We start from the raw sequence: 21,683 nt of genomic DNA, 5'->3' as shown, positions 1-21,683 counted from the left end.
TAATTCCGATTTTCTTCTTATATCTTGCAGGAATTGAGGATAGGCGTATAATAAATGGCATCTCAAGTGAGAGGCGGAGCATAGATGGGAGATTTTCAATTCGATAACCGTGAAGGGACCTTCTCGGTATCCTATCGAAAGGCGCTAAGCCACAATATGCCGGTGAGCCATTTTCATAGTACGTACGAAATTTTCTATTTGATGTCTGGCAAACGGACATTTTTCATAAAGGACAGGACGATGATCATCAACGAGGGGGATGTGATCATCATTTCTCCGAATATTCTCCATCGGACGACCAATACAGAAATGCCTAAGCATGAGCGGCTCATTGTTAACATTCATGAGAACTATATGGCCATGGTGAATGGTTCCTATCGGGATATTTTGCAACCACTGCTCGAGAACGCGTACATCATTATAAAATGTCCCTTGCATGAGCGGCTCGCCATCGAGGCCATTGCACAGAGCATTATGCAAGAGATGCAGGAGAAGAAGCCTGGCTTCGAGATGTACGCGCAGACGTTGGTGCTGCAATTGCTCATGATATGCTGCCGGCATGTCAAGCAACACAGTATGGAGTCGCTAGAATCTCCAAGCCCTATGCACGAAAGAATCTCGGAGGTTGTTCGCTATATGAACAGCCATTACATGCAGGAGCTGCCGTTGCATCTAGTGGCGGAGAAATTTTACATCAGCCCGTATTATTTAAGCCGGTTTTTTAAGGAAGCTACAGGGTTTACGTTCGTGGAGTATTTGAACAGCGTCAGGATCAAAGAAGCGAAAAAGCTTCTGGAGCAAACCTCCATGAAAGCCTCTCTGGTTGCCAAGAAGGTCGGCTTCGGGAGTGTTACGCATTTTGGCCGCGTATTTAAGTCGGTTACGGGACATACTCCTCTCTATTACAGGAAGGGCAAGTAGTTATTAGTAGAGGGATATTGGGTGAAATTTCCTAATTAAGTGTCTGTGTGAAAATCTTGTATTTTTAAGGATGCGGCAATATACTTTTCATAAAGATAATCTAGTGACAGAAAAACCATACAGGATTGGTTCTTCACTTTGAACCTCAAGTCATGTATGGTTTTTCGTTATGAACAATTGGAGAGAGGGTAATATTCATGAGAAAGAAACTAGTAGCATTTCTAGTAGCATTAGCTTTGTTAGTGAGCACTCCCAGCCTATCGATGGCTGATGATGCCATTCCCGTACTTTTGAATGGGGAGGCGATTTCGTTTGAAGTACAACCGTTTATTGAAGATGGCACTACAATGGTACCGTTCCGCTCCATATTCGAGAAGCTTGGTTTAGCCGTGAGCTGGGATGGAGACTCGAAAACGGTTACTGGTTATTCTAGTGATTTAACAATTACACTCCAAATTGGCAGTGCGATTGCTATTGTAAATGAGCTGCCACAAGCGTTAACGATTGCACCGAGAATCAAAGATGGGAACACGTTCGTTCCCCTTCGGTTTATCGGCGAATCTAGTGGGAAAAGGGTGCTCTGGGACGATAGAAAGCATACTGTTCTAATCCGTGATGAACTATCTGATTATGTAGAGAATACGCTCTACAATGATAGCAAGAAGTTGACTTATGTTGGGGATCAAAAAGATGGCCACGCTGCCATCTATTCGGCCGGAAAGCTCGTTTTTGAAGGAGGATTTAAAGATTCTCAAATAAGTGGAACAGGTACGCTCTATTGGCAGGGTGGGCAAAAGCGTTATGAAGGTCAATGGTCCAATGGCCTCATGAATGGAATAGGAAAGCTCTATAATGAAGATGGTACTCTTCAGTATGAGGATATAACAATGGCCGACAATATCATAGGCGGAAATGGGACGTACTATGACGGTAATGGATGGGTTTATAAAGGCGAATTGGTTGACGGATCAGCCAATGGCACTGGGAAATATTACGATCCAAACGGAGTCCTTTATTTCGAAGGAGAAGTAGAAAATTTCATATTTGAAGGTCATGGAAAAATCTACTTTACCGACGGGAAAGTCCGTTTTGAAGGTGAGTTCCACGATAATGCGGCGAATGGACAAGGTACTCTGTACAATAAGGATGGCAGTATAGACTTTAAAGGATTGTTTAAAAATGGAATTCAAACGATTGATAAAGCTGCAACTCAGGAGATCGCCATTAATTCCTCGGCTGAACCGCCAGTATTGGATAGCTCGAAAGCTACGGCGAATGCTGCTTTCACCATGATCAATGCTTTCAACGAAGGTTTGTACCGTCTTGATAAAGAGGGTAAAGTACAGCTTGGGCTAGCGAAAGACATGCCACAAATAACGAATAACGGTCTTACCTACACAATCACTTTGCGAGACGCCAAGTGGAGCGATGGTACGCCAGTTAATGCTAACGACTTCGTAGACGCTTGGAAACGCACCCTGGATCCTGCGACCAGAGCGCAATACAGTTTTATTTTAGAGGGGATCAAGGGCGGACAAGCTGTGAAGAATGCTAAAACGCCGAACGAAGTGAAAAAAGCTAAAGACGCACTTGGCTTGAAAGCATTGGATGATAAAACGCTTGAAATCCATTTGGAACGGCCAATTGCGTACTTTCCGAGTCTGCTTGCTTTCCCGATTTTCTTTCCGCAAAAAGCAGATTTCGTTGCAGCACAAGGAGACAGATATGGTGCTGACGCGGATAAAGTCATTGGTGCAGGTCCGTTCAGACTAGTCAGATGGGAGCATGGTCAAAGACTCGAATTTGTAAAGAACGAGAACTATTGGGACGCAGCGAATGTGAAGTTGAACAAGTTTGCCGTAAATATCATAAAAGACTCAGCAACCGGCCTCAATTTATATGAATCTAACCAGGCTGATGTTTCAGAGATTAGTGGCAGTTTATTATATTTGTATCAAGGGGCGACCGATCTTGTATTTAAGCCAGAGCTGACCACATCGTATCTCATGTTCCAGGAGAAGAAATTCCCCGCTTTCGCAAACGCGAAAATACGGCAAGCTCTTACATTAGCTATTGATAGAGATGTGTATATCAGACAGGTTATCAACAATGGTTCCATGCCATCGACAGGTTTTGTACCTAACGGAACGCTAGACGGGAATAATCAAAGCTTTCGTAAAGTAGCAGGGGATGACGTTGAACCGAAGTTTGACTCCGCGAAAGCAAAGCAGTTGCTTGCTGAAGGTCTACATGAACTAGGTATGACATCGCTGCCAACATTTAAGCTGATAGCGGATGACACGATAACAGGAATGAAAACAATTGACTTCATTCAAGAACAATGGAAAACCAATCTGGGTATTGATATGACTTCAGAGCCAATACCGCATGCGATCCGTGTTGACAAGCAAAGTAAACACGATTACGATGTCGGTCTTGCTTTATGGGGCGCTGACTACAACGATCCGATGACGTTCTTAGACATGTGGGAAACACAGGGCGAATTCAACGAAGTCGATTGGTCAAACGCGCAATATGATCAATTATTAAATTCCGCTCGCTTTGAAACAGATCCAGAAAAACGATCGAAGATGCTGGTTAATGCTGAAAAGATTTTGATGCAGGAAATGCCAATTGCACCTCTGTATTTCCGCAGCCGTGTTTTCGTAAGGAAACCGAACGTTGAAGGCATATTTTTCCCATCGTTTGGTGTAGAGTGGGAGCTGAAATGGGCTAGCGTAAAGTAAAACGGATTGTGCCGCTTGTAAAAAATAAGGTTGTCGCAAACCTTTCATCAGTGGAATGGAAAAGCCAGCAAACCCTTGAGTTTGCTGGCTTTTTGCATGTGTATGAAATTAATATTTAGTACTGTTGGATAGATACATTCTGCTATAGCTTTTACTTAATAGGTCGTTACGTTTCCGGCATACATATTTCCTGCTGGACTACGCGTATTATTATGTGCTTTAGCTGTGGCATTACTGTCTGTATACACGACGTTTGGAGTCGCGTTATCGAGGTAAACCGTATTGTCGTGAAAGTCTGCGTTCAATCCCCAACCTGCAGAGCGTTGATGAACTTCAAAAGCATTAACAATAATGCTGTTGTTATTGCGATACCCCGTGTTGAATCGAATGATATCATTATTTCCTTTTACATCCATAAAGCTGTCCGCAGAGTTCGCGCCACTAATACCCGTACCGTTGAACGTATTATACTCGACAATTGTGCCTGTAGAGCCTTCTTTAATATCGATGCTTTCAGCCTTTACATTGGGACCGATCATATTGTTTTTAATCGTGTTGTAGTTCGTGGCTGCATTGTAAGTACCCCATTTGCCTACATCAGATCCGACATAAACGCCTTCACCATAATCCGGTGTGAGTACACCACAATCATGAATATTGGAGTTTTGGATTGTGTTATAGGAGCTGCCATCGCGATAATGCACGCCTTCTTCTCCGATATTGTAGACCTCCACATTATCAATTAACGTGTTGTTCGCGTTGTCCAGCATGATGCCCTTTTTGCCATTCGTTACTTTAACATCTTTGACGATCCAATAGTCACCCGTCATGGTCAAGCCATATCCGGTAGATGTCGTACCCGCGTTAACAATGGCACGGTTTGTGGCGTCTGCGCTTTTGAAAGTGATAGGGTTAGCTGCCGTACCGTTTGCTGCTAATGTAAACTTACCGTTGAAGGTTACTCCTGCTGCTAGAATAATGGTATCACCAGGTGCTGCATTAGCTACGGCGGTTGTTACGCAGGACACTGTGCTGCATGTTGTAGTTGCAGCGTTGGAGCTTTGTGGAGCGATTCCCATGGATACCATAACTAAGGGAAGTGAAACGAACACAGAGACCCATTTTCTTGCGAAGCCACTTGAGATACCACGATCTTGTAACATTATTTAAACCTCCTTATAAAAATAAGTCGCTGTAAACAATTATGACAGCGCTTTCATTATGAGTGTAACAAAGAAAATCTCCTACAACTTGTGTTTTTTCTATTTATTGTGTGTTTTTTATTAGATACGCAACGAAAACATCGTTCCTGAAAATACGTTTGAACTAGATGCCGTTGCCATGTAAGATAGAGCACATACTAGCAAGAGGAAAGGCACATCTATGTGGACGTATATCGTACAGTTATTTCGTGATTTATCGCCTAACGTAAAGCGGTTCATCGCAACAGAAAGCTTGTTTGGCATCGGAGTAGGGATTTCTAGCCTAATCCTTAATTTGCATTTATTAGATCTTGGTTTTTCCAAAGGTGACATTGGCAAAATTACGTCCCTTGGGGCGCTGACCATTGGCTTGTCCAGCTTGCCGGCAGGCTTCATCGTGAAGCTTATCGGACGCAAAGCGATGCTCGTCACTGGCATGCTGCTGACATTCCTATCACTCACGATCTTCGGGATCGGGACCAGTATCGGCGCGGTTACAGCGGCGCAGCTTATTTATTCGCTTGGCGTTACAGCGATTGTTAACTCCGAAATTCAATTGATCTTCCAATATTGCAGCAGTAAGAAAGAAGAAACAAGTGCGTATTCGTTGCTGTTCGCCATATTTACGTTGTTTACCGGTCTTGGTACATGGCTTGGCGGTTATTTGCCGGAATGGCTGCCCGGGCACACCACACCGTATCAATATGCCTTCTTCGTTGCCGGTGGATGTTTAGGGCTCTCTGGCCTATTACGGTGGTTGCTGCTGCCTTCTTCACATGCAAAGGCGCAAGTGGGTGCGGCAGATGAAGTCAGCGGCGTTCAACCAACGAAGTCTTCCGATCAGCCAAAGAGCAGGCATGCGATGTATTTTCTGCTGCTGCTTTCCCTGCTTATTTTCAACTCTGGCTTTACGTTCGGTCTGCTGAGTCCATTCCTGAATGTCATCCTGAAATTCCGATTTCAGATGGAGGACGGGACCATCTCTGGTTTGCTCGCGCTGTCTGGATTTTTCTTCTTCATCGGTTCGATCGTAATGCCGTATTTCGTAGAGAGATGGGGAGGCCGCAGGACATTCGTGTTCCTGTTTCTGTATAACATCATCGTCGTGGCGCTGATGGCGATCGCGATGCCAGCTGCCGTATTTGCGATGCTGCTGCTCATTCGCGGAACGGGCTTTACGATGCTGAACAACTTGATGGACAGTCAATGCATGTCAGCCGTCGATGAAAAGGACCGCAACTTGTTCGCAGGAATGCGGACAGTGTCTCGCAGCATCGGCAATACGATCGCCTCGTATTGGGCGGGCTACATCTTGGCTGGCAATCATTATTCGCTGCCCTTCCTCCTTACCGCGGTTGCCTTGCTAGCCGGGTATGCCGTTTATGCTTGGTTCGTGCAAGGGAAGCTGGATCGGAGACTGCAAGGCCAAACATGACGGATAACGAACGTCAGTCAATGGAGGAGGGCCCTTATCGTGATCACCTATCTGAAACAGGCATATGAAGCATGGATCGACTATCCTCATAGAAGCGGCAAAGTACTTCGAGGTCAATATCAAATTGAACATTTCCTAGGGATGGGAAGCTATGGAGTAACCTACTTATGTCTGGATAAGAGGTCTGGTCAGAAAGTCGTCGCGAAGCAAGCTAAACCGAGTAAAGGGCAGCTGGGGCAAGACCTATTGCGCCGCGAGATGGCGATCATGAGTCAGTTAGCGCATCCCGCTATTCCAAAATGCTACACATCTTTCGAAGAATCGAAACGATTGTATATGATAACCGAGTATATCCAAGGTCGGACTGTGGAGGATTTAATTTTTGAACGGGGAGCTCAGTTTGGGGAAAAGGACGCCTTAAGCCTTATACGCCGATTGCTGGATATCGTACGCTTCATTCACGATCAGGGGATCGTGCATTTGGATATTCGCATTCCGAATGTCATTTTAGACGGGGAGGAGCGTATGAGCCTGATTGATTTCGGTTTAGCTGCTCGCTTAGGAGAACCGGCGCGGTTAACGATTGCTTCCGATGAGGAGCTAATCCGAAGAAGAACCGTAGCAGTCACTTCAGATCTATATGCCATCGGTCATTTTTTACTGTATATGCTGTATTCGACCTTTGAATCGAGGGATGATCAGGAGGACGACACATTGGGATGGGAGCAGGAGCTGTCCGTATCCGCGCAAACGAAACAAATGATTCGGAAATTATTGCAAATAGATCCGCCATACGAGAGTGCACAGGCATGTATGGAGGAGCTAGACGCATTACTCACCGTGTAAAAAGAAAAAAGCCACTTTCGCGGCTTCGGATTAACTGGAGCTTCCTCTTCTGTTTTTATAATAACCATGTCCTTGATGACTGTGTCCGTATCCTCCACGGTGGCTCGAAGAGTAGTGTCGAGTCACGTGTACTCTGTGATTAGAGCTGCTATGTCCGTAGTGCCGGCCCCGTTTGGAATGGAGAAGAGATCCAAATAGTTTACGTAGTAAATATTTGATCATCTTAACATTCCTCCTTTCGCGGTTTACTCCTTAATACGCCAAGTGTACTCGTTGGTTTCAGCTAGCCATCCACTTGGGCGTTCAAGCGTTCCAGAATGCGCCGCTTGCGGTACAGCATTTTTGCAGCTTCGCCAACATCCTTCAGCGTTCCGCGATTGATCCAAGCGCCAAAGAGAATACCCGCGATCGGAATAAGCTGGAACAGCTTCTTCCACCCCCAATTATCGCGGTACGTGGCGAATACCTCGCGCCAGCCCTGAAGCTGAGAGAACATCTGCACCTTCTCCTTATCCGCAGAGGCGTAGTTCGATAGCTCTTCGAGAATCGCCTTTTTACCGACAATGTCGGAGGAAGAGAATTGCAGGACTTTGATCGTGAAGATCCGCTCCTGCTTGTCTTTGGGATCATAGCCATAGCAGATGGCAATTTCCTGAATGGTTTTCAAAGACAGGCCAAGGATGGCCGGAATATCGATGGCGAGCGTCAGAATCCCCCCAATGCCGGTCGTTGCACCTTGAAGTGTAGCGATTTTAGAACGATTCAGCACAATCTCATTGGCGGTTTGATCCAGCACTTGAAGTGGTAATGTTCCCACGGATTCAATCGTAAGCCCCTCMGTAAGATCTGCTTTTTCACCCCTTGCGCGTTCAAACACTTCTTCAACATGCCGCAAAGTTCCCTTTTCAGAAATTAAATACCGCCCTCCTGCTTGCAAATAATTCCCGAGCTCGTCCAAGGCCTCACCTATTTTTTTGTTCAAAAACTTCGGCGTTAATCGGTCCAACACTTGAAAGGGAAGCCGTCCAAGCTTTTCCCAAAACCACAGATCTTTCTGTTCAGCTTCCCAAGCTTCTATTTCATGAAGGGCTTGCTGCAGCTCATTTTGCGTTTCCGGATGGTGATTGCGTTCAAGATCATTCATGCTGTGCACAACTCCTTTATACATCGTATACGTATGTATTCGCATTTGGATGCAGGTAAATACATCTACAGCACATTTCTTAGATATTGTGAAGTCGAAAAAATCGACTAACTCGAGAGATATAACGCTCCACGGGCTGAGTTAGTCGAAATAATCGACTAACTCGAGGGAAATAGCGCGCCACGGGCTGAGTTAGTCGAAATAATCGACTAACTCCCTTCTGAACTGCAAAAACCAGCTAACCCCGACTCAAGGGTTTGGCTGGTTTTTGGTTTCTTCCATGCTAAGCCTTAAACAATTTTTCAATGGCTTCGCGTTGCGCTGGTTTAATATTGACCTTGTCGCGAATGCTTTTTGCTAGCGCTTCAGCTTCTTGGATCGTCTGACTCTTGCCTAATGTAATCAAGGTGCCTACTGCGACAGCACCTGTTCGGCCTCCGCCACCCGCACAGTGAAACCCGACTTTTTTACCGCTTTGGTAAGCTTCAACCACATGATTAATGGCTTGTTGAAACAGTTGGTCTTGCGGTCCCGCGGTATTGTCTCCGAGAGCGACTTGAATCCATTGGACTTTGCCATCCGGATACGCGCATTGTGTAGCTTCGCCACGCAAATCCACGATGACTTCAATGCCTTCATTTTTAACCATATCCTCGACGTCCGCAGCTCCGCCAAAATAAATGCGATCCTCGACTAATGCTTGATAGTTTTTAGGTGTACTGGACGCCAGATCATGGTTGTCATCCTTCAAAAATTGCGTAATCCGCAGCTTAATAGCATCTCTTACCTCACGGAATTTAGCTGTAATTTCTTCTTCCGTTCCGGATGCTTTGGCAGGGTCATCGAAGCCCCAATGCCATCTTTCAGCCTTGTCGTTACGCGGGGCAGGGCAGTTATCGTTAGCATGGCCACACAGCGTAATGATGTAGTCAGCTTGGCTTAAAAGCTCAGGATCGATCACGTCAGATGTGTTGTTCGAGATATCGATGCCAGCTTCTTGCATCGTTGCAACGGCTCTTGGGTTTAAACCGTGCGCTTCCAGACCAGCGCTTTTCACTTCATATTTCTCACTGCCTAAAGCTTTCAAAAATCCATCTGCGATCTGGCTGCGGCAGGAATTACCTGTGCAAAGAAAATAAACTAATTTTTTGTCCATGTGGAACATCTCCTTAAGATTGATTTATGTGATTACACTTAACCAGAGGTACAAACCTATAAGTGTGAGGAGTAAAGTTGGGACGGTTAGGATAATCCCTATTCTGAAATAGTAACCCCAGGTTATTTTCACACCTTTGGTAGCTAGAACATGAAGCCATAACAAAGTGGCCAATGAGCCAATAGGCGTGATTTTAGGCCCCAAATCGGATCCAATCACATTGGCATAGATCAAAGCTTCACGGATAATCCCATCTGTCCCAGTCCCTTGGATAGCAAGAGCATTGATCATAACCGTGGGCATGTTATTCATGACAGAGGAGAGAATAGCTGCTAGAAATCCCATTCCAACGGTGGATACAAACAACCCATGATCAGAGATTTGTTCGATCAGGTTTCCTAGCGTATCGGTCAGACCAACATTTTTAAGCCCATAAACGACGACATACATACCAATCGAAAAAATCACAACAGCCCACGGTGCATCTTGAATAACTCGTTTAGTTTCGATAACTTTGCTAGAGCGAGCAATAAGAATAAACACTAGCGCCGCGATACCGGCAATGATAGAAACGGGGATCTCAATAAATCCACTAGTTAAGTAAGCGAGTAGCAGAGCACCGAGTATTACCCACGATAGACGGAAAAGCTGGAGATCCTTAATGGCCTCTGATGGACGCCTCAGTTGCGTAAGATCGTAATTTTGCGGGATGTCTTTTCTGAAAAATAGCAGGAGAACAAGCAAGCTTGCCCCTAATGAAACTAGACTCGTGATGAACATTCGACTTGCATACGTAACAAAATCAATACCAAAGAAATCAGCAGAGACGATGTTTACCAAATTACTGACGACAAAAGGAAGTGAGGTTGTATCCGCGATAAAACCGCTTGCCATTATGAAGGGCAGGATCATTTTGTCTGGGAATTTCAGCGCTCGAACCATCGCCAGAACGATTGGGGTTAAAATCAGTGCGGCCCCGTCATTCGCAAAAAGAGCTGCAACGGCCGCCCCGAGCAAGATGACATAGATGAACATGGTTTTCCCGTTGCCTTTTGCCATCCGTGCCATGTGCAGTGCGCACCATTCGAAAAAACCGATTTGGTCAAGGATCAGTGAGATCAGGATGATGGCTACAAATGCTAATGTGGCATTCCAGACAATGCCGGTCACAATCACGACATCATGAAGAGATACGACTTGGCATATAAGTGCTAGCAGGGCACCTGCCGAAGCGGACCAGCCGATATTTAACCCTTTAGGCTGCCAAATCACAAATGTTAATGTAAGTAAGAAAATAAAAACTGCTAGAAATACCATAGATTCCTCCAATTAGTCGCAACAATTCAGCTGTTCACAAGAAGTCGCATTCACTTTTTCTTTTTGGGAAGGCAAGTGTTGAAATAGATCTTGTAAGAAGGGTTTATCGCTGATGTTTAATGAATAGAATACCCATTGTCCCTTTTTCGTTTCTTTCACTAAACCGCCGTCTTTGAGCTTTCGCATATGTTGACTCACATTCGGTTGGCTCGTTTGTAAGATCTCAACAATCTCATATACACAGAGCTCACGCTCATTGAGAAGAGAAAGTATCGTGAGTCGCATTTTATCGCCTAGGAGCTTGAAGACATCGGATAACTTATCTATTTCCATCCCAATTACACTCTCCTTTATTACTTTTAAATCATTATATAATCATTTGCTTATATTTAAAAGTAAAGAAATTGTAAAACTGCTTAAGGCCGATCAAAGAAACTGCATAACCAACTAACCATTTACCAATAATACCTATGTTTACCTAGTGAGGAGGCATAGAAACAGTGAATAAAAAAGTTAGAAGTAAACGTGGCATCGTCCTGTTAATCCCCCTGTTGGTAGTCCTGATTGCTTCAGGATGTGCAAAGAATAAAACGGTCAAAGTCGGCATCGAGGAGAATTTCCGCCCCTATACCTATGTTGAAGGGGGAGAGAATAAGGGCTTTGAGGTGGATTTATGGCAAGCGATCGCTAAAAAGTCGAAAATTAACTATGAATTGGTTCCAATGGAAATGGGTGAATTGAATAAAGGCTTAAAATCCGGCAAAATCGATTTGGCCATTTCGGGGAAGACCATTTCGGATGCTCGCAGTAATGATCTTGAATATTCCGATCCTTATTTTCAAACGAACTTGGTGATTCTTACCGCTTCAGAGAATGGAACTATCAAAGGGAAGGATGACTTGACCCAAAAGGTAGTAGCCACCGAAAACGGATCTACGGGGTTTTACTACGCAAGTGCAATTCCAGGGGTGAAAATCCATAGTTATTCCAAAATCTCCGATGCCTACGACGAAATTAAAAAGCATACTGCGGACGCCGTTATCGTCGAGGAACGGAATGCGCAAGATTTTATCAAAACTACAGGGCAAGGAACTGTGAAAATAGTAGGAGAGCCATTCAACAAAGAGAGCCTTGCTGTTCTAGCTAAAAAGAAAAACAAGTACCTCGGAAGAATCAACGAAGCGCTCCAAAATGTATCCAAAGACGGGACCTATGAAAGCGTGTATACCAAGTGGTTCAGTAGTAAACCGGAAATGATGCCGAATAAAATGAAAAAAGAATTGGAACACGACTTACAACACGAAACGTAAGGGAATTCTTGTGCTTGGCTAGCTTGCCGATTTATCGGCAGGCTATTTTCTTTGTGTGATAAAATAAGAAGGGATTTAATCGGCGAAGGATGTGTGATATCGATGAGAAATAATCGAAACTGGGCTGGCAATTATACATATAGCGCTTCGCAATTTCATGTTCCCACGACCGTGGAAGAAGTACAAAATTTGATAGCTCGCAGTAGTCAAATCAAGGTCCTTGGCACACGCCATTCATTTAACGGCATCGCCGACTGTACGGAAAGCATGATCTCGCTTCAGAACCTGAATCGCGTGATCGAACTCGACCAAACGCATAATAGAGTAACGGTTGAAGGCGGTATTCGCTATGGAGAGCTTGGTCAATATCTTCACGCGAATGGCTATGCGCTGCACAATTTGGCATCGTTGCCTCATATTACGGTTGCAGGTGCATGCGCAACCGCTACTCACGGTTCTGGCGATCGGAATGGCAATCTTGCGACAGCGGTCTATGCGATGGAGGTCGTCAAAGCTGATGGGGAAATTATCGAGTTCTCCCGCCGCGAGCATCAAGACGGGCTCCTTGCTGGAGCAGCCGTTGGACTAGGCGGACTAGGTGTAGTCACGAAAATTACCTTGGATATCGTCCCAACCTTTCAGATGCGACAGTACGTATACGACAACCTGCCATTGGTGCAGCTTGAAGAGCACTTCGATGCTATTTTCTCTAGCGGCTATAGTGTCAGCCTGTTCACGGACTGGAAGGAATCGACGTTCAACCAAATGTGGTTGAAGCGGGAAATCATGGATCCAACCTCCACCTACGAGCAGGTAGAGTCTGCATTTTTCGGAGCAAGTCTAGCTGACATACATCGTCATCCGGTGCCAGGTTACACAGCCGAGAATTGCAGTGAACAGATGGGGATCCCAGGACCATGGCATGAACGGATGCCGCACTTTCGGATGGATTTCACCCCAAGTGCTGGCGAGGAATTGCAGAGCGAGTATTTCGTGCCGCGTCATCATGCCTATGAGGCATTATGTGCACTCGACCGCATGAAGGAGCTCATATCCCCACTGCTTTATGTGTCTGAGGTACGTACAATTGGTGAAGACAATTTATGGATGAGTCCTTGCTATAAGCAGCAGTCTGTGGCTATCCATTTTACATGGAAACCGAATTGGGAGGCCGTTAAGCAGGTGCTGCCCATCATTGAACAACAACTCGAGCCGTTCCAGGCTCGCCCACACTGGGGCAAGCTGTTTACGATGCTGCCTGCCCGAGTGCAATCTCTCTACGAGAAGCTACCCGACTTTCAGCAACTGCTCCTTCAATGTGACCCGCAAGGAAAGTTCCGCAACGCGTTCTTGAGCACTTATATTTTAGGAGACAAATGATGAAAAGAATTGGATGCTTTCATGCCCATCATTCGAATATTGAACTCATTGACAATGCCCTGCGTAGTTTGGATGTGGAACTCATTCATTTTGTAGATCCAGGTCTGGATCGGATCAAGATGGATGCCGATTTCACGACTGAAATAGTAGAAAAGAAAGTGCTTGAAACGCTGGATTGGATAGCGAAGTGCCATGTGGATGCGATATTGATTACCTGTACTTTTTTTACAGCCATATACAAGGAAGAAGTTCATCACTTTCCGATCCCGATCATCCGAATTGATGATCCACTGTTCGCAGCTATCTGTCAGATGAATCAGCCTACGATCGTTGCTTTTACGAATCCGAACACGGTTCAAGGAACGATGAATCAATTAGCAGCCTACGCCCAAAAGAAGGGGAAAGCGATTGAAGTGGCGCCTGCCCTTCTGGAGAATACCTTCGATCTCATCATGCAAGGTAAAAAAAGTGAATACATCCAAGCTGTCTCACTGGGACTGATCCAACTGCTGGAGGAAAACCCAACGCAGCGTGTGGTTGCTGCCCAGCTTTCGATGGTGCCAGCTGCACAGGCCGCCGCGACGCAAACCAATCGTTCCGTCGGGAGCCAACTTGACTCGTTGGCTTATTATTTGAAAACAGTGTTGGCCATGTAAGCTGGCCCCAACCAAACGAAAAAGCCTCGATCCATATAGGATTCGAGGCTTTTTTGGATCGGACTTACGGAATGACTACCGCGTTCTTTTCTTGCAGCGTGCTGAGATCGTTCGCTTTAATTAATCCGTTTGAGACAGTATACAGCGTATCGCCGATATAGAGAACGCGCTGCACCTGTTTGTCACCGGCATAGAAGTGTTGGCCGGCTTTTTGCAGCTCATCTTGCGTGAGATGGGTGATGCCTCCGCGGAACTGGAACCCTTTTTCCAAATCAAGGTTGTAGACGTATGCCCCCTGGAAAGCAAAGCTTCCGTAAGCGGCAGCCGAATTCTTCGAATTGCTTGCCGCCTGATTCGGATCGATTTTCATCACGTTAACGGGGAAGGAAAGCAGATTCTTCTCCTTGGAGAAGAGCAACGCACGATGATTGTACAGCAGCTCGGAATCCGTTCCACGATCCCCGATCATTTCAGTAAATTTCTCCTTCGGATTATTCACATCGGATACATCGAACAATGCGACTTTCATGCCTTGGTAATAGGCGATGGATTGTGTGCCTAGCGAGTTCTTGTTATCCACCTCGACCGTATCTTTCCCGAAGCCGATAATATGATTTTCATCATACGGATGCAGATAATTGCTGTAGCCAGGAATCTTTAATGCCCCTAATAATTTAGGTGCAGCAGGGTCTTTTAAATCCATGACAAACAGCGGATCCGTGTTTTTAAAAGTAACCATATATGCACGGTCGCCCATGAAGCGGGTGGAGTAGATGCGCTCACCTGGCGCAATGTTCTCGATTTTGCCCTCTACTTTCAGATTCGCGTCAAGGATGTACACATGGTTCTTCGACGTCCCCTCATCTGTCCGCCAGATTTCCCCTGTTGTCGTAGCAAGTCGCAGGTGACCATTGTGCTCATCCATGGAGAATTGATTGAGTAGGTGTCCAGGCACCTTCCCGGTATTCTTGTACACGGCTTTTCCAGTGTTCAGCCCGAATTGATAAACGATTGTTTCTTGCTTTGGAGCTTCAAAAGGCGGACTAGCTCCATTAGGCTCGCCGACTCGGATACCTTGCACAGAAGAGGAAGAGTCTATTGGCATCGGCATCGGTTGAAAGCTCATTTCTTCATATTTCGTAGCCGCTATATATAAGTTTTCTTCAGAGGCGTACACGTTCTGCCCCGATCCGAGATACGACGTGACATTCATTGTCTGCGTCAAATCATTCAGGTTCACGCCTCCGATGAGTATATAATTGGGCTCTAGCGCTTTGGGCAAATAGTAGATCTGATCTAACGGAATTGAAGTGAAGGAATCACCTGCCGAGGAATCCCGATAAGATGGGGCTAGTTCATTTTTCGCGCCTTCCATATCCGCCATTTCTCGGTACTGATAGTAATTGACATACTTATTGGCGATAAAATAAAGGGATGATCCGATTTTGCGGGAAGAAATGTAGTTTCCTTCAAGCTCAACATCTTTAACAAGCTTCAGGTTACTCCGATCCGTGAGATCGTAAACCATGACCTTCGTAGTTGCTTGCGATCTAAAAGGCATGATCATTTTCTTTTCCGCAATACCGCTGCTTGGTGAATCATTGTAAGGCACTGGTTTAAAGTTCTGATAGGCTTGCCCGATCACGACCAGATGCTCCTCGTCCACGTAGATTTCACTTGGTTGGAACTGCGTATCTTGCGTTGAAGGGAAATTAAGGATACTCATTACCTTCATCTGGTCAGCGGGATAAGCTGCAGTGACGACGATACGTTGCTTATTCACGGTATAAATGTACGTTCCATCTGTCTTGACGACGTCCGATTCATCGACACCCTGCACTTGTACGTTTGTTCCGGAGTACTCAGGTGACACATAATTGGCTGAATCCTGGGCTGCGACACCAGCACTGCCGGCGGTAGCTGACGCTGATGGAGCTGTTGGCGCTGAAGCGGTGCTTGAGGACTCAGACTTGGCATCTTTTGCCATTTGGTTAACTGCGCGCATCCCGTTGCTTTCATTCTGAGTCAACAATGTGACCAAGTGGTCATACGTGCCCACTACCGGCAAGCTGTCAGCCTGCTTCGTAATGTTTACAGAGCTCGTTGCTGAATCCCAGCGAACAACATGATTGGCGCTTTCCATAAAGAAACGCAGCGGCACGTAGAGGGAGTCATCGACGATTTGCGTGACTCCGTTCATGGTGGTTGCTTTTCCGTTTACGTACGCATAGTCCGAATTCATTGGCAGTTTAAGCTCGTATCCATTGCCAGTAATAACTGCAGTACGTTCAGCTTCTTGCCAAGTGACGTCCATGGCTAAAGCGTTTGCAAGATCGCGAACAGACGCCATCAGAATACCATCCATCATGCGAGGCTGCATCGAGAAAGCGATCGGTTGGCCCTCGAACTTGACCGTGGTTCCCTGGCCAGCATTCGTGGTCACAGGTGTAAAAGCGGATGTTAAGAGTATCGCGGTGAGTAGGAGGCCGGCGGCCATAACCTTTTTCTTCATCTATCTCATCCTTTGCTTAGTTAATGGTTGGTTATCATATTTATATGTGTATCTTCTAAACGCATGGTAATGTAGATTTGTTTCAGCATGTTGGAAATATTTTTCCTAGAAACGGTTTATGAAAGTCAGAGGTTGAAAATAGCAAGATGTACCCGTCTTGTTATATGATAGTTGTATGAAAAATATGGAGAAAATGAATCGTCGTTCCTTTTTGAAAAAGGGTCTTCTGTTAGGCGGAGGGTTACTATCAGTCCCCCCATTAAGTTACGGGTATGCCACTTGGGTAGAGCCCCGCTGGTTACAAGTTGAACGTATATCGCTGTCGTTTCCTGCACTACCAGAGGCATTCAAGGGATTGCGTATCGTGCAATTCAGTGATTTGCATTTTGGTTTTCATTTGGATATCAAGCAGTTGACTAAAGTGGTTGAGGTCATTCAGGCGCAACAACCGGATATCGTATGTTTTACAGGCGATCTAGTCGATTATGCGATTGGTCCATCAGGTCAAGCAATACGAGATGTTCTGCGTTCGATCCAAGCGACGTACGGCTGTTATGCCGTGCTCGGCAATCACGATTACTACGGAGATGCGGATGAAGTAGCGGATGTTCTAGAGGGCGGCGGCTTTCACTGCCTGCGTAATAAGGGGATGCGGATCCAGAAAGGCAACCAATCTATATGGATCGCGGGTATCGAGGATATGTGGGAGGGAGTCCCTGATCTTAAAGCTGCCATGCGGTCGGCGAAAAAAGAAGAGTGGGTGCTCCTGTTATCCCATGCACCAGACTTTGCCGATGTTGCTTCCGCAGAAGCCGTCCATTTGCAACTCTCAGGACATTCCCACGGTGGTCAAGTGAGACTTCCGTTTATCGGACCGCTGGGTTCCGTGCCCTATGACGTCAAATACCCATCCGGACTATATCATATAGGGAGTAATAAGTCGCTAACACTATATACGAATCGAGGTATCGGTGTGTCGTCACGTCCCATTCGGTTTATGTGTCGACCTGAAGTAACGGTTATGACATTGGTTTAAAAAGGAGTCCACATGCAGACGAATAGCCTTCTCGAATTCCTTTTATTTCCGCCGACGTCCTTGAATAGACAGAAGCTGGAGAACCAACTAGCAGGAAAAACGGTTCTTATAACGGGTGCCAGTTCCGGCATAGGCGAACAGCTTGCTTATCTACTGTCTGATATGAAGGTTCATATGATTTTGGTGGCTAGACGAGAGGATAAGCTATTAGCTATGAAAAGTGACATCGAAACAAGAGCAGCAGCTCTAGTAAGTGTGTTCCCCGCGGATCTTCGAGATCCGGAGGACATGGAGAGACTCCTGAGCTATCTACATCAGCTACAAGATGGGCTCGATATCGTCATCAGCAATGCAGGGCATTCGATCAAGCGTTCAATTAGGCAGTCTCTGAGCCGCTATCACGATTTTACTCGCACGATGGCGATTAATTATTTCGCCCCAGTTCAACTGCTTCTGTCCATCCTTCCATTACTTGAAAAAAAGCGCGGGCACATCATCAATGTATCTACGGTTAATACGATGTTGCTTCCATTGCCTCATTGGGCAGCGTATCAGGCATCGAAGACTGCCTTTGATACCTGGTTTCGGTCTGCGGCCCCCGAGCTGAACAGGATGGGGATCGCCACGAGCTCGATCTATCTTCCGCTAGTTCGAACACCCATGATTCTGCCAACCGCAGTGTATCGTGAATTGCCCGCCATGTCCCCGCAACAGGTTGCCAAGATGATCGGTAAGGCAATCTATACTCAAAGACGAACATTCAAACCGTGGTGGTTGATCTTCGGACAGCTGGCTTCCGTCATTTTCAGAAGATATTGGGAAGTCGCCCTGCCAAGAATGCTAAGGAAAAAGGGTAACGGCCATGAGGATGTTTAAACTGATCTATGTTTTATATACAAGTGGACTGCTCTCTGTGGCAGCGATGTTTCGGTTAGCTTGTGCGATCTATACCTCAGGCATCAATCTGATGGCTCTGTTGAAATTTGCAGCTAGCACCTACGGGGACAAAATCGCTTTCGTAGATGAGCAGGAAACCCTAACCTACAACCAATTGTTGGCCCAATCCGAAGAGCTTGCGGCCGTATTGAAGATGGGATACCAACTTACGGGCGGCAAGAAAGTGGGCTTCATGTGCAAGAACCATGCTTCTTTGGTGAAAGCCATTTTCGCGGTTTCATTAACGGGTTCGGATATGTATCTGCTGAATGCGGAAATGAGTAAGGGGCAGTTGAATGCCATTCTGGAGAGCCAAGATTTCCACCTCCTGGTCTATGACGATGAACTAAGCTCCTTACTTGAACAAACTACGTACACGAATGCCAAATTGTTGAGTTATCATGATACATTTGTGGCGATAAATAATCTATCTGTTACAACCACGTATGAAAAACAAAAGTTATACCGAGCTTCCTCTGGAAAACTAGTGCTGCTAACAGGCGGGACCACAGGGAAAGCCAAAGAAGCGGCGCATAAACCCTCGCTATTCAATTATTTGGATCCATTTTCGGCATTCCTTACGCGATTGGAAATTTTGGATAAGCATACGGCCTATATTGCGACGCCTATTTATCACGGTTATGGCGTAGCCGTGCTGCTCCTATTCTGCGCTTTGGGAAAAAAAGTAGTGATTCATCGTGGATTCAATGCAGAGAAAGCCTGCCGATTGATCCGGGAGCATCAGGTTGATATCGTAACCGTTGTCCCCTTAATGTTGCAAAAAATGTTAAAGAGCAATGCGAACGATTTGAAATCTCTTTCCTGCATAGCTTCAGGTGGTGCCGAGCTCAATCCCAAACTGGTTAATGAGACTTTGAGTCAATTGGGCGATGTGTTATACAATCTGTACGGTACTTCGGAAGCGGGCTTGAATATCATCGCAGATCCGCAGGATTTGAGGTACTCGGCACAGACGATCGGCAGAAAGATTGATGGTGTCCTTTTAAAAGTCATGGATGATCATAAAAAAGAAGTGGAAGTCGGCAGCGTAGGTCAATTGTGTATGAAAAACAGATGGTCCATGAGAAACAAGACCGATGCATGGATCGAAACCGGTGATTTGGGTTATCGAGATGACCAAGGTTATTACTTTCTGTGCGGGAGAGCGGACAGTATGATTGTCTCGGCGGGGGAAAATGTCTATCCTTTTGAAGTGGAACAAATCATGCTCACACATCCTCTAGTAGAGGACGCAGCCGTCATCGGGATTTCCGACGAGTATTTTGGGCAACGGTTGAAAGCTTTTGTTCTATTGGCTCCTCAAGCGGAAATTACCCAAGAGGAACTTATGGCATGGCTGCGCGCCAGACTAGCACGATTCCAGATGCCCAAAGAGATCGGCTTCGTCGATCGGTTGCCCTATACCCCTTTAGGGAAATTGGATAAAAAACTGCTTAAAGGCTTGTAACTGCTGGAATCGAAAATGACCATCACATTTTTGGAATGTGGCGGTCATTTTTTTAGTCTACGATTTATTAGAAGAATCTGAAAKGAGAGAATTGTCTGGAATCCAGGAGAACTATAGCTAATAGATCAAACAGAACTAAAGGGAGAATGAATGGCAGGAATGAGATATGCGCTTTCTTTCCATTTCGGGATTGTTTTAAATAGACCTTATTGCCGTCCACTTTCACAATGGTTCCTTTGTAAGTGCCATGTGTCGTTTGTATCATGACTTCTCGATTGAGGTACTTTTTACAAATCAAATAGGAATCTGATCGCATCAAAATGATACCTCCTTTCTAGCTTTATTAATCTAGTATATGTCCGTCCAATAGAACAAGTGTGTGCTATAATCAACTAAAAATAATGTTTAGAAAAGAGGCATGAAATAAGTGGAAATGGCATTAGCTTTATTATCCTTTTTCTTTATGTTGCTATTCTTAAGTACGATTCGAGCCTTTATTAATAAAGATAAAAGTGACGTTCTCATATTCGCGACATCTGTTTTATTTGCAGCTATTCTATTTATTAGTGTTGTTGGCTAAAACCAGGGACTAGAAGAACTCATATTCATGTTAGACAAGCAGGTAGTTTTTCAGAGCAAATGAATTTACTTTTCAGGGATTATTTAAGAGTACATCTTGCTGATTGTTTGAGATACGCTCAAGAAAAACACCGATTGATGGCACTTTTTAAGGATGAACGCCCTAAATATGTTGAGGGAAAAGGACCGATTGTTTGGGACATTATACAGAAAGCCCATATATGGTCGCAAGAAGTAGGATGGAAACCAGGCATGTCAGATAATTTGTGAGGTCAACAAAATGATATTCTTCTAGGATGTTTTTTTCATCTTTATATCATCTTCATTTTAACTTTATATGGCGTTGGTACATTTACCTTGCAAGTCATTCAAAGTTAAAGGACTGGTGAAAAAAATGGAGAATTTGAAAACAAAAGTAGCTACATATGGAATTGCTGCCGCTGTACTTTTAGGAGTAGGTAGCTCATACTCCCTAGCTGCTGAAAAAGAAAATGTAAAACCGATTCAAAGCGTACAAAAAAGTGAACAAGTCAATGAAATTTCTAACCAAGAAAAAAAGGTCTATGTGAAAGCGGAGGGTATCCTCAAAGGAACAGGTTCTGCTATGTTGAATAACGCTAAACTATTTGAATTGTTGCAAATGGATGCWGCGGAACTACAARAAGAATTAGATACAGGCAAGACAGTTATTGAAGTTGCAGCTTCGAAGAATGTATCAGAAAAAGAAGTGAACGCTGTAATTTTACAAGCTGAAGTTGAAAAACAACTAAGAGCAGTRGAAAATAAGGAACCAGGCATTACAGCTCCTCCAAAAGATGAACTAGCTRAGCAAATATCTAAAAAGGTTCAACAAGTTACTGCACCAAGCGTACAAAAAAGTGAACAAGTCAATGAAATTTCTAACCAAGAAAAAAAGGTCTATGTGAAAGCGGAGGGTATCCTCAAAGGAACAGGTTCTGCTATGTTGAATAACGCTAAACTATTTGAATTGTTGCAAATGGATGCTGCGGAACTACAAGAAGAATTAGATACAGGCAA

At 45.0% G+C, this 21,683-nt stretch carries 16 protein-coding genes and 3 pseudogenes; 12 read left to right on the top strand and 7 right to left on the bottom strand.

Translation table 11 applies throughout. The features are described 5' to 3' along the window. Positions 1-84 precede the first annotated feature (84 nt). Together AC1DVJ_RS08745 and AC1DVJ_RS08740 are read left to right on the top strand one after the other, a co-directional pair. Complete coding sequence (locus AC1DVJ_RS08745; RefSeq protein ID WP_477589957.1) at positions 85-921, top strand: helix-turn-helix domain-containing protein; 837 nt, start codon at positions 85-87, stop codon at positions 919-921. Between the two features lie 197 nt (positions 922-1,118). Continuing rightward, positions 1,119-3,668: an ABC transporter substrate-binding protein gene (locus tag AC1DVJ_RS08740; protein WP_477589956.1), complete on the top strand. Its 2,550-nt coding sequence runs from the start codon at positions 1,119-1,121 to the stop codon at positions 3,666-3,668. Positions 3,669-3,823: 155 nt separating this feature from the next. Here AC1DVJ_RS08740 and AC1DVJ_RS08735 read toward each other — a convergent pair whose 3' ends face one another. Then, the gene (locus AC1DVJ_RS08735) at positions 3,824-4,831 is read right to left on the bottom strand and encodes a right-handed parallel beta-helix repeat-containing protein (RefSeq protein ID WP_477589954.1); all 1,008 of its coding nucleotides are present in this window, start codon (positions 4,829-4,831) and stop codon (positions 3,824-3,826) included. A gap of 220 nt (positions 4,832-5,051) precedes the next feature. Between AC1DVJ_RS08735 and AC1DVJ_RS08730 the strand changes: the two genes are divergently transcribed. Beyond that, on the top strand, positions 5,052-6,305 hold the full coding sequence (locus AC1DVJ_RS08730; protein ID WP_477589952.1) for an MFS transporter: 1,254 nt from the start codon (positions 5,052-5,054) through the stop codon (positions 6,303-6,305). A gap of 39 nt (positions 6,306-6,344) precedes the next feature. Beyond that, the gene (locus tag AC1DVJ_RS08725; RefSeq protein WP_477589950.1) at positions 6,345-7,151 is read left to right on the top strand and encodes a serine/threonine protein kinase; all 807 of its coding nucleotides are present in this window, start codon (positions 6,345-6,347) and stop codon (positions 7,149-7,151) included. A gap of 283 nt (positions 7,152-7,434) precedes the next feature. On the opposite strand, the gene AC1DVJ_RS08720 is transcribed toward AC1DVJ_RS08725, so the two are convergent. From AC1DVJ_RS08720 to AC1DVJ_RS08700, 5 genes and pseudogenes are all read right to left on the bottom strand, one after another. Next, complete coding sequence (locus tag AC1DVJ_RS08720; RefSeq protein WP_477589949.1) at positions 7,435-8,295, bottom strand: EcsC family protein; 861 nt, start codon at positions 8,293-8,295, stop codon at positions 7,435-7,437. 283 nt (positions 8,296-8,578) lie between these two features. Beyond that, positions 8,579-9,046: a protein-tyrosine phosphatase family protein gene (locus tag AC1DVJ_RS08715; protein ID WP_477590106.1), complete on the bottom strand. Its 468-nt coding sequence runs from the start codon at positions 9,044-9,046 to the stop codon at positions 8,579-8,581. Continuing rightward, positions 9,038-9,451: pseudogene (gene arsC / locus AC1DVJ_RS08710) on the bottom strand (arsenate reductase (thioredoxin)); the annotation flags it as partial. The gene AC1DVJ_RS08715 and the pseudogene arsC, both read right to left, overlap by 9 nt. 24 nt (positions 9,452-9,475) lie before the next feature. Next, on the bottom strand, positions 9,476-10,768 hold the full coding sequence (locus AC1DVJ_RS08705) for an arsenic transporter (protein ID WP_477589948.1): 1,293 nt from the start codon (positions 10,766-10,768) through the stop codon (positions 9,476-9,478). Positions 10,769-10,780: 12 nt separating this feature from the next. After that, complete coding sequence (locus AC1DVJ_RS08700) at positions 10,781-11,101, bottom strand: ArsR/SmtB family transcription factor (protein ID WP_477589946.1); 321 nt, start codon at positions 11,099-11,101, stop codon at positions 10,781-10,783. Between the two features lie 167 nt (positions 11,102-11,268). Here AC1DVJ_RS08700 and AC1DVJ_RS08695 point away from each other — a divergent pair, with 167 nt between their 5' ends. The 3 genes from AC1DVJ_RS08695 (at position 11,269) to AC1DVJ_RS08685 (ending at position 14,114) form a co-directional block, all read left to right on the top strand. Next, a complete protein-coding gene (locus tag AC1DVJ_RS08695; RefSeq protein WP_477589944.1) occupies positions 11,269-12,078 on the top strand; it encodes a substrate-binding periplasmic protein in 810 nt (269 codons plus the stop codon). A gap of 102 nt (positions 12,079-12,180) precedes the next feature. Beyond that, positions 12,181-13,458 carry an FAD-binding protein gene (locus tag AC1DVJ_RS08690; protein ID WP_477589942.1) on the top strand — a complete coding sequence of 426 codons (1,278 nt, stop codon included), beginning with the start codon at positions 12,181-12,183 and terminating at the stop codon, positions 13,456-13,458. Continuing rightward, on the top strand, positions 13,458-14,114 hold the full coding sequence (locus tag AC1DVJ_RS08685) for a hypothetical protein (RefSeq protein WP_477589941.1): 657 nt from the start codon (positions 13,458-13,460) through the stop codon (positions 14,112-14,114). Before AC1DVJ_RS08690 ends, AC1DVJ_RS08685 begins: the two co-directional genes overlap by 1 nt. Positions 14,115-14,178: 64 nt before the next feature. On the opposite strand, the gene AC1DVJ_RS08680 is transcribed toward AC1DVJ_RS08685, so the two are convergent. Next, the gene (locus AC1DVJ_RS08680) at positions 14,179-16,626 is read right to left on the bottom strand and encodes a beta-propeller domain-containing protein (RefSeq protein ID WP_477589939.1); all 2,448 of its coding nucleotides are present in this window, start codon (positions 16,624-16,626) and stop codon (positions 14,179-14,181) included. A 175-nt stretch (positions 16,627-16,801) separates the two neighbouring features. Here AC1DVJ_RS08680 and AC1DVJ_RS08675 point away from each other — a divergent pair, with 175 nt between their 5' ends. From AC1DVJ_RS08675 to AC1DVJ_RS08655, 5 genes and pseudogenes are all read left to right on the top strand, one after another. Continuing rightward, the gene (locus AC1DVJ_RS08675) at positions 16,802-17,662 is read left to right on the top strand and encodes a metallophosphoesterase (protein WP_477589937.1); all 861 of its coding nucleotides are present in this window, start codon (positions 16,802-16,804) and stop codon (positions 17,660-17,662) included. A 12-nt stretch (positions 17,663-17,674) separates the two neighbouring features. After that, the gene (locus AC1DVJ_RS08670) at positions 17,675-18,538 is read left to right on the top strand and encodes an SDR family NAD(P)-dependent oxidoreductase (protein WP_477589935.1); all 864 of its coding nucleotides are present in this window, start codon (positions 17,675-17,677) and stop codon (positions 18,536-18,538) included. Next, positions 18,525-20,066 carry an AMP-binding protein gene (locus AC1DVJ_RS08665; RefSeq protein WP_477589934.1) on the top strand — a complete coding sequence of 514 codons (1,542 nt, stop codon included), beginning with the start codon at positions 18,525-18,527 and terminating at the stop codon, positions 20,064-20,066. Before AC1DVJ_RS08670 ends, AC1DVJ_RS08665 begins: the two co-directional genes overlap by 14 nt. Positions 20,067-20,666: 600 nt before the next feature. Beyond that, a pseudogene (locus tag AC1DVJ_RS08660) lies at positions 20,667-20,915 on the top strand (GrpB family protein); the annotation flags it as partial. 124 nt (positions 20,916-21,039) lie between these two features. Beyond that, positions 21,040-21,683 (top strand): annotated as a pseudogene (locus tag AC1DVJ_RS08655) (hypothetical protein); the annotation flags it as partial.

The sequence above is a fragment of the Paenibacillus sp. P4_A9 genome (genome assembly GCF_056402415.1).
Note: the sequence above shows the minus strand (reverse complement) of the source record. Positions and strands in the feature narration are given on the sequence as shown.

Excerpts from the sequence above, each read along its gene's own strand:
- AC1DVJ_RS08670 (WP_477589935.1), top strand. The coding sequence starts at position 17,675 with ATGCAGACGAATAGCCTTCTCGAATTCCTTTTATTTCCGCCGACGTCC.
- AC1DVJ_RS08685 (WP_477589941.1), top strand. The coding sequence starts at position 13,458 with ATGAAAAGAATTGGATGCTTTCATGCCCATCATTCGAATATTGAACTC.
- AC1DVJ_RS08690 (WP_477589942.1), top strand. The coding sequence starts at position 12,181 with ATGAGAAATAATCGAAACTGGGCTGGCAATTATACATATAGCGCTTCG.
- AC1DVJ_RS08665 (WP_477589934.1), top strand. The coding sequence starts at position 18,525 with ATGAGGATGTTTAAACTGATCTATGTTTTATATACAAGTGGACTGCTC.
- AC1DVJ_RS08730 (WP_477589952.1), top strand. The coding sequence starts at position 5,052 with ATGTGGACGTATATCGTACAGTTATTTCGTGATTTATCGCCTAACGTA.
- AC1DVJ_RS08700 (WP_477589946.1), bottom strand. The coding sequence starts at position 11,101 with ATGGAAATAGATAAGTTATCCGATGTCTTCAAGCTCCTAGGCGATAAA.
- AC1DVJ_RS08705 (WP_477589948.1), bottom strand. The coding sequence starts at position 10,768 with ATGGTATTTCTAGCAGTTTTTATTTTCTTACTTACATTAACATTTGTG.
- AC1DVJ_RS08675 (WP_477589937.1), top strand. The coding sequence starts at position 16,802 with ATGAAAAATATGGAGAAAATGAATCGTCGTTCCTTTTTGAAAAAGGGT.
- AC1DVJ_RS08735 (WP_477589954.1), bottom strand. The coding sequence starts at position 4,831 with ATGTTACAAGATCGTGGTATCTCAAGTGGCTTCGCAAGAAAATGGGTC.
- AC1DVJ_RS08740 (WP_477589956.1), top strand. The coding sequence starts at position 1,119 with ATGAGAAAGAAACTAGTAGCATTTCTAGTAGCATTAGCTTTGTTAGTG.
- AC1DVJ_RS08745 (WP_477589957.1), top strand. The coding sequence starts at position 85 with ATGGGAGATTTTCAATTCGATAACCGTGAAGGGACCTTCTCGGTATCC.
- AC1DVJ_RS08680 (WP_477589939.1), bottom strand. The coding sequence starts at position 16,626 with ATGAAGAAAAAGGTTATGGCCGCCGGCCTCCTACTCACCGCGATACTC.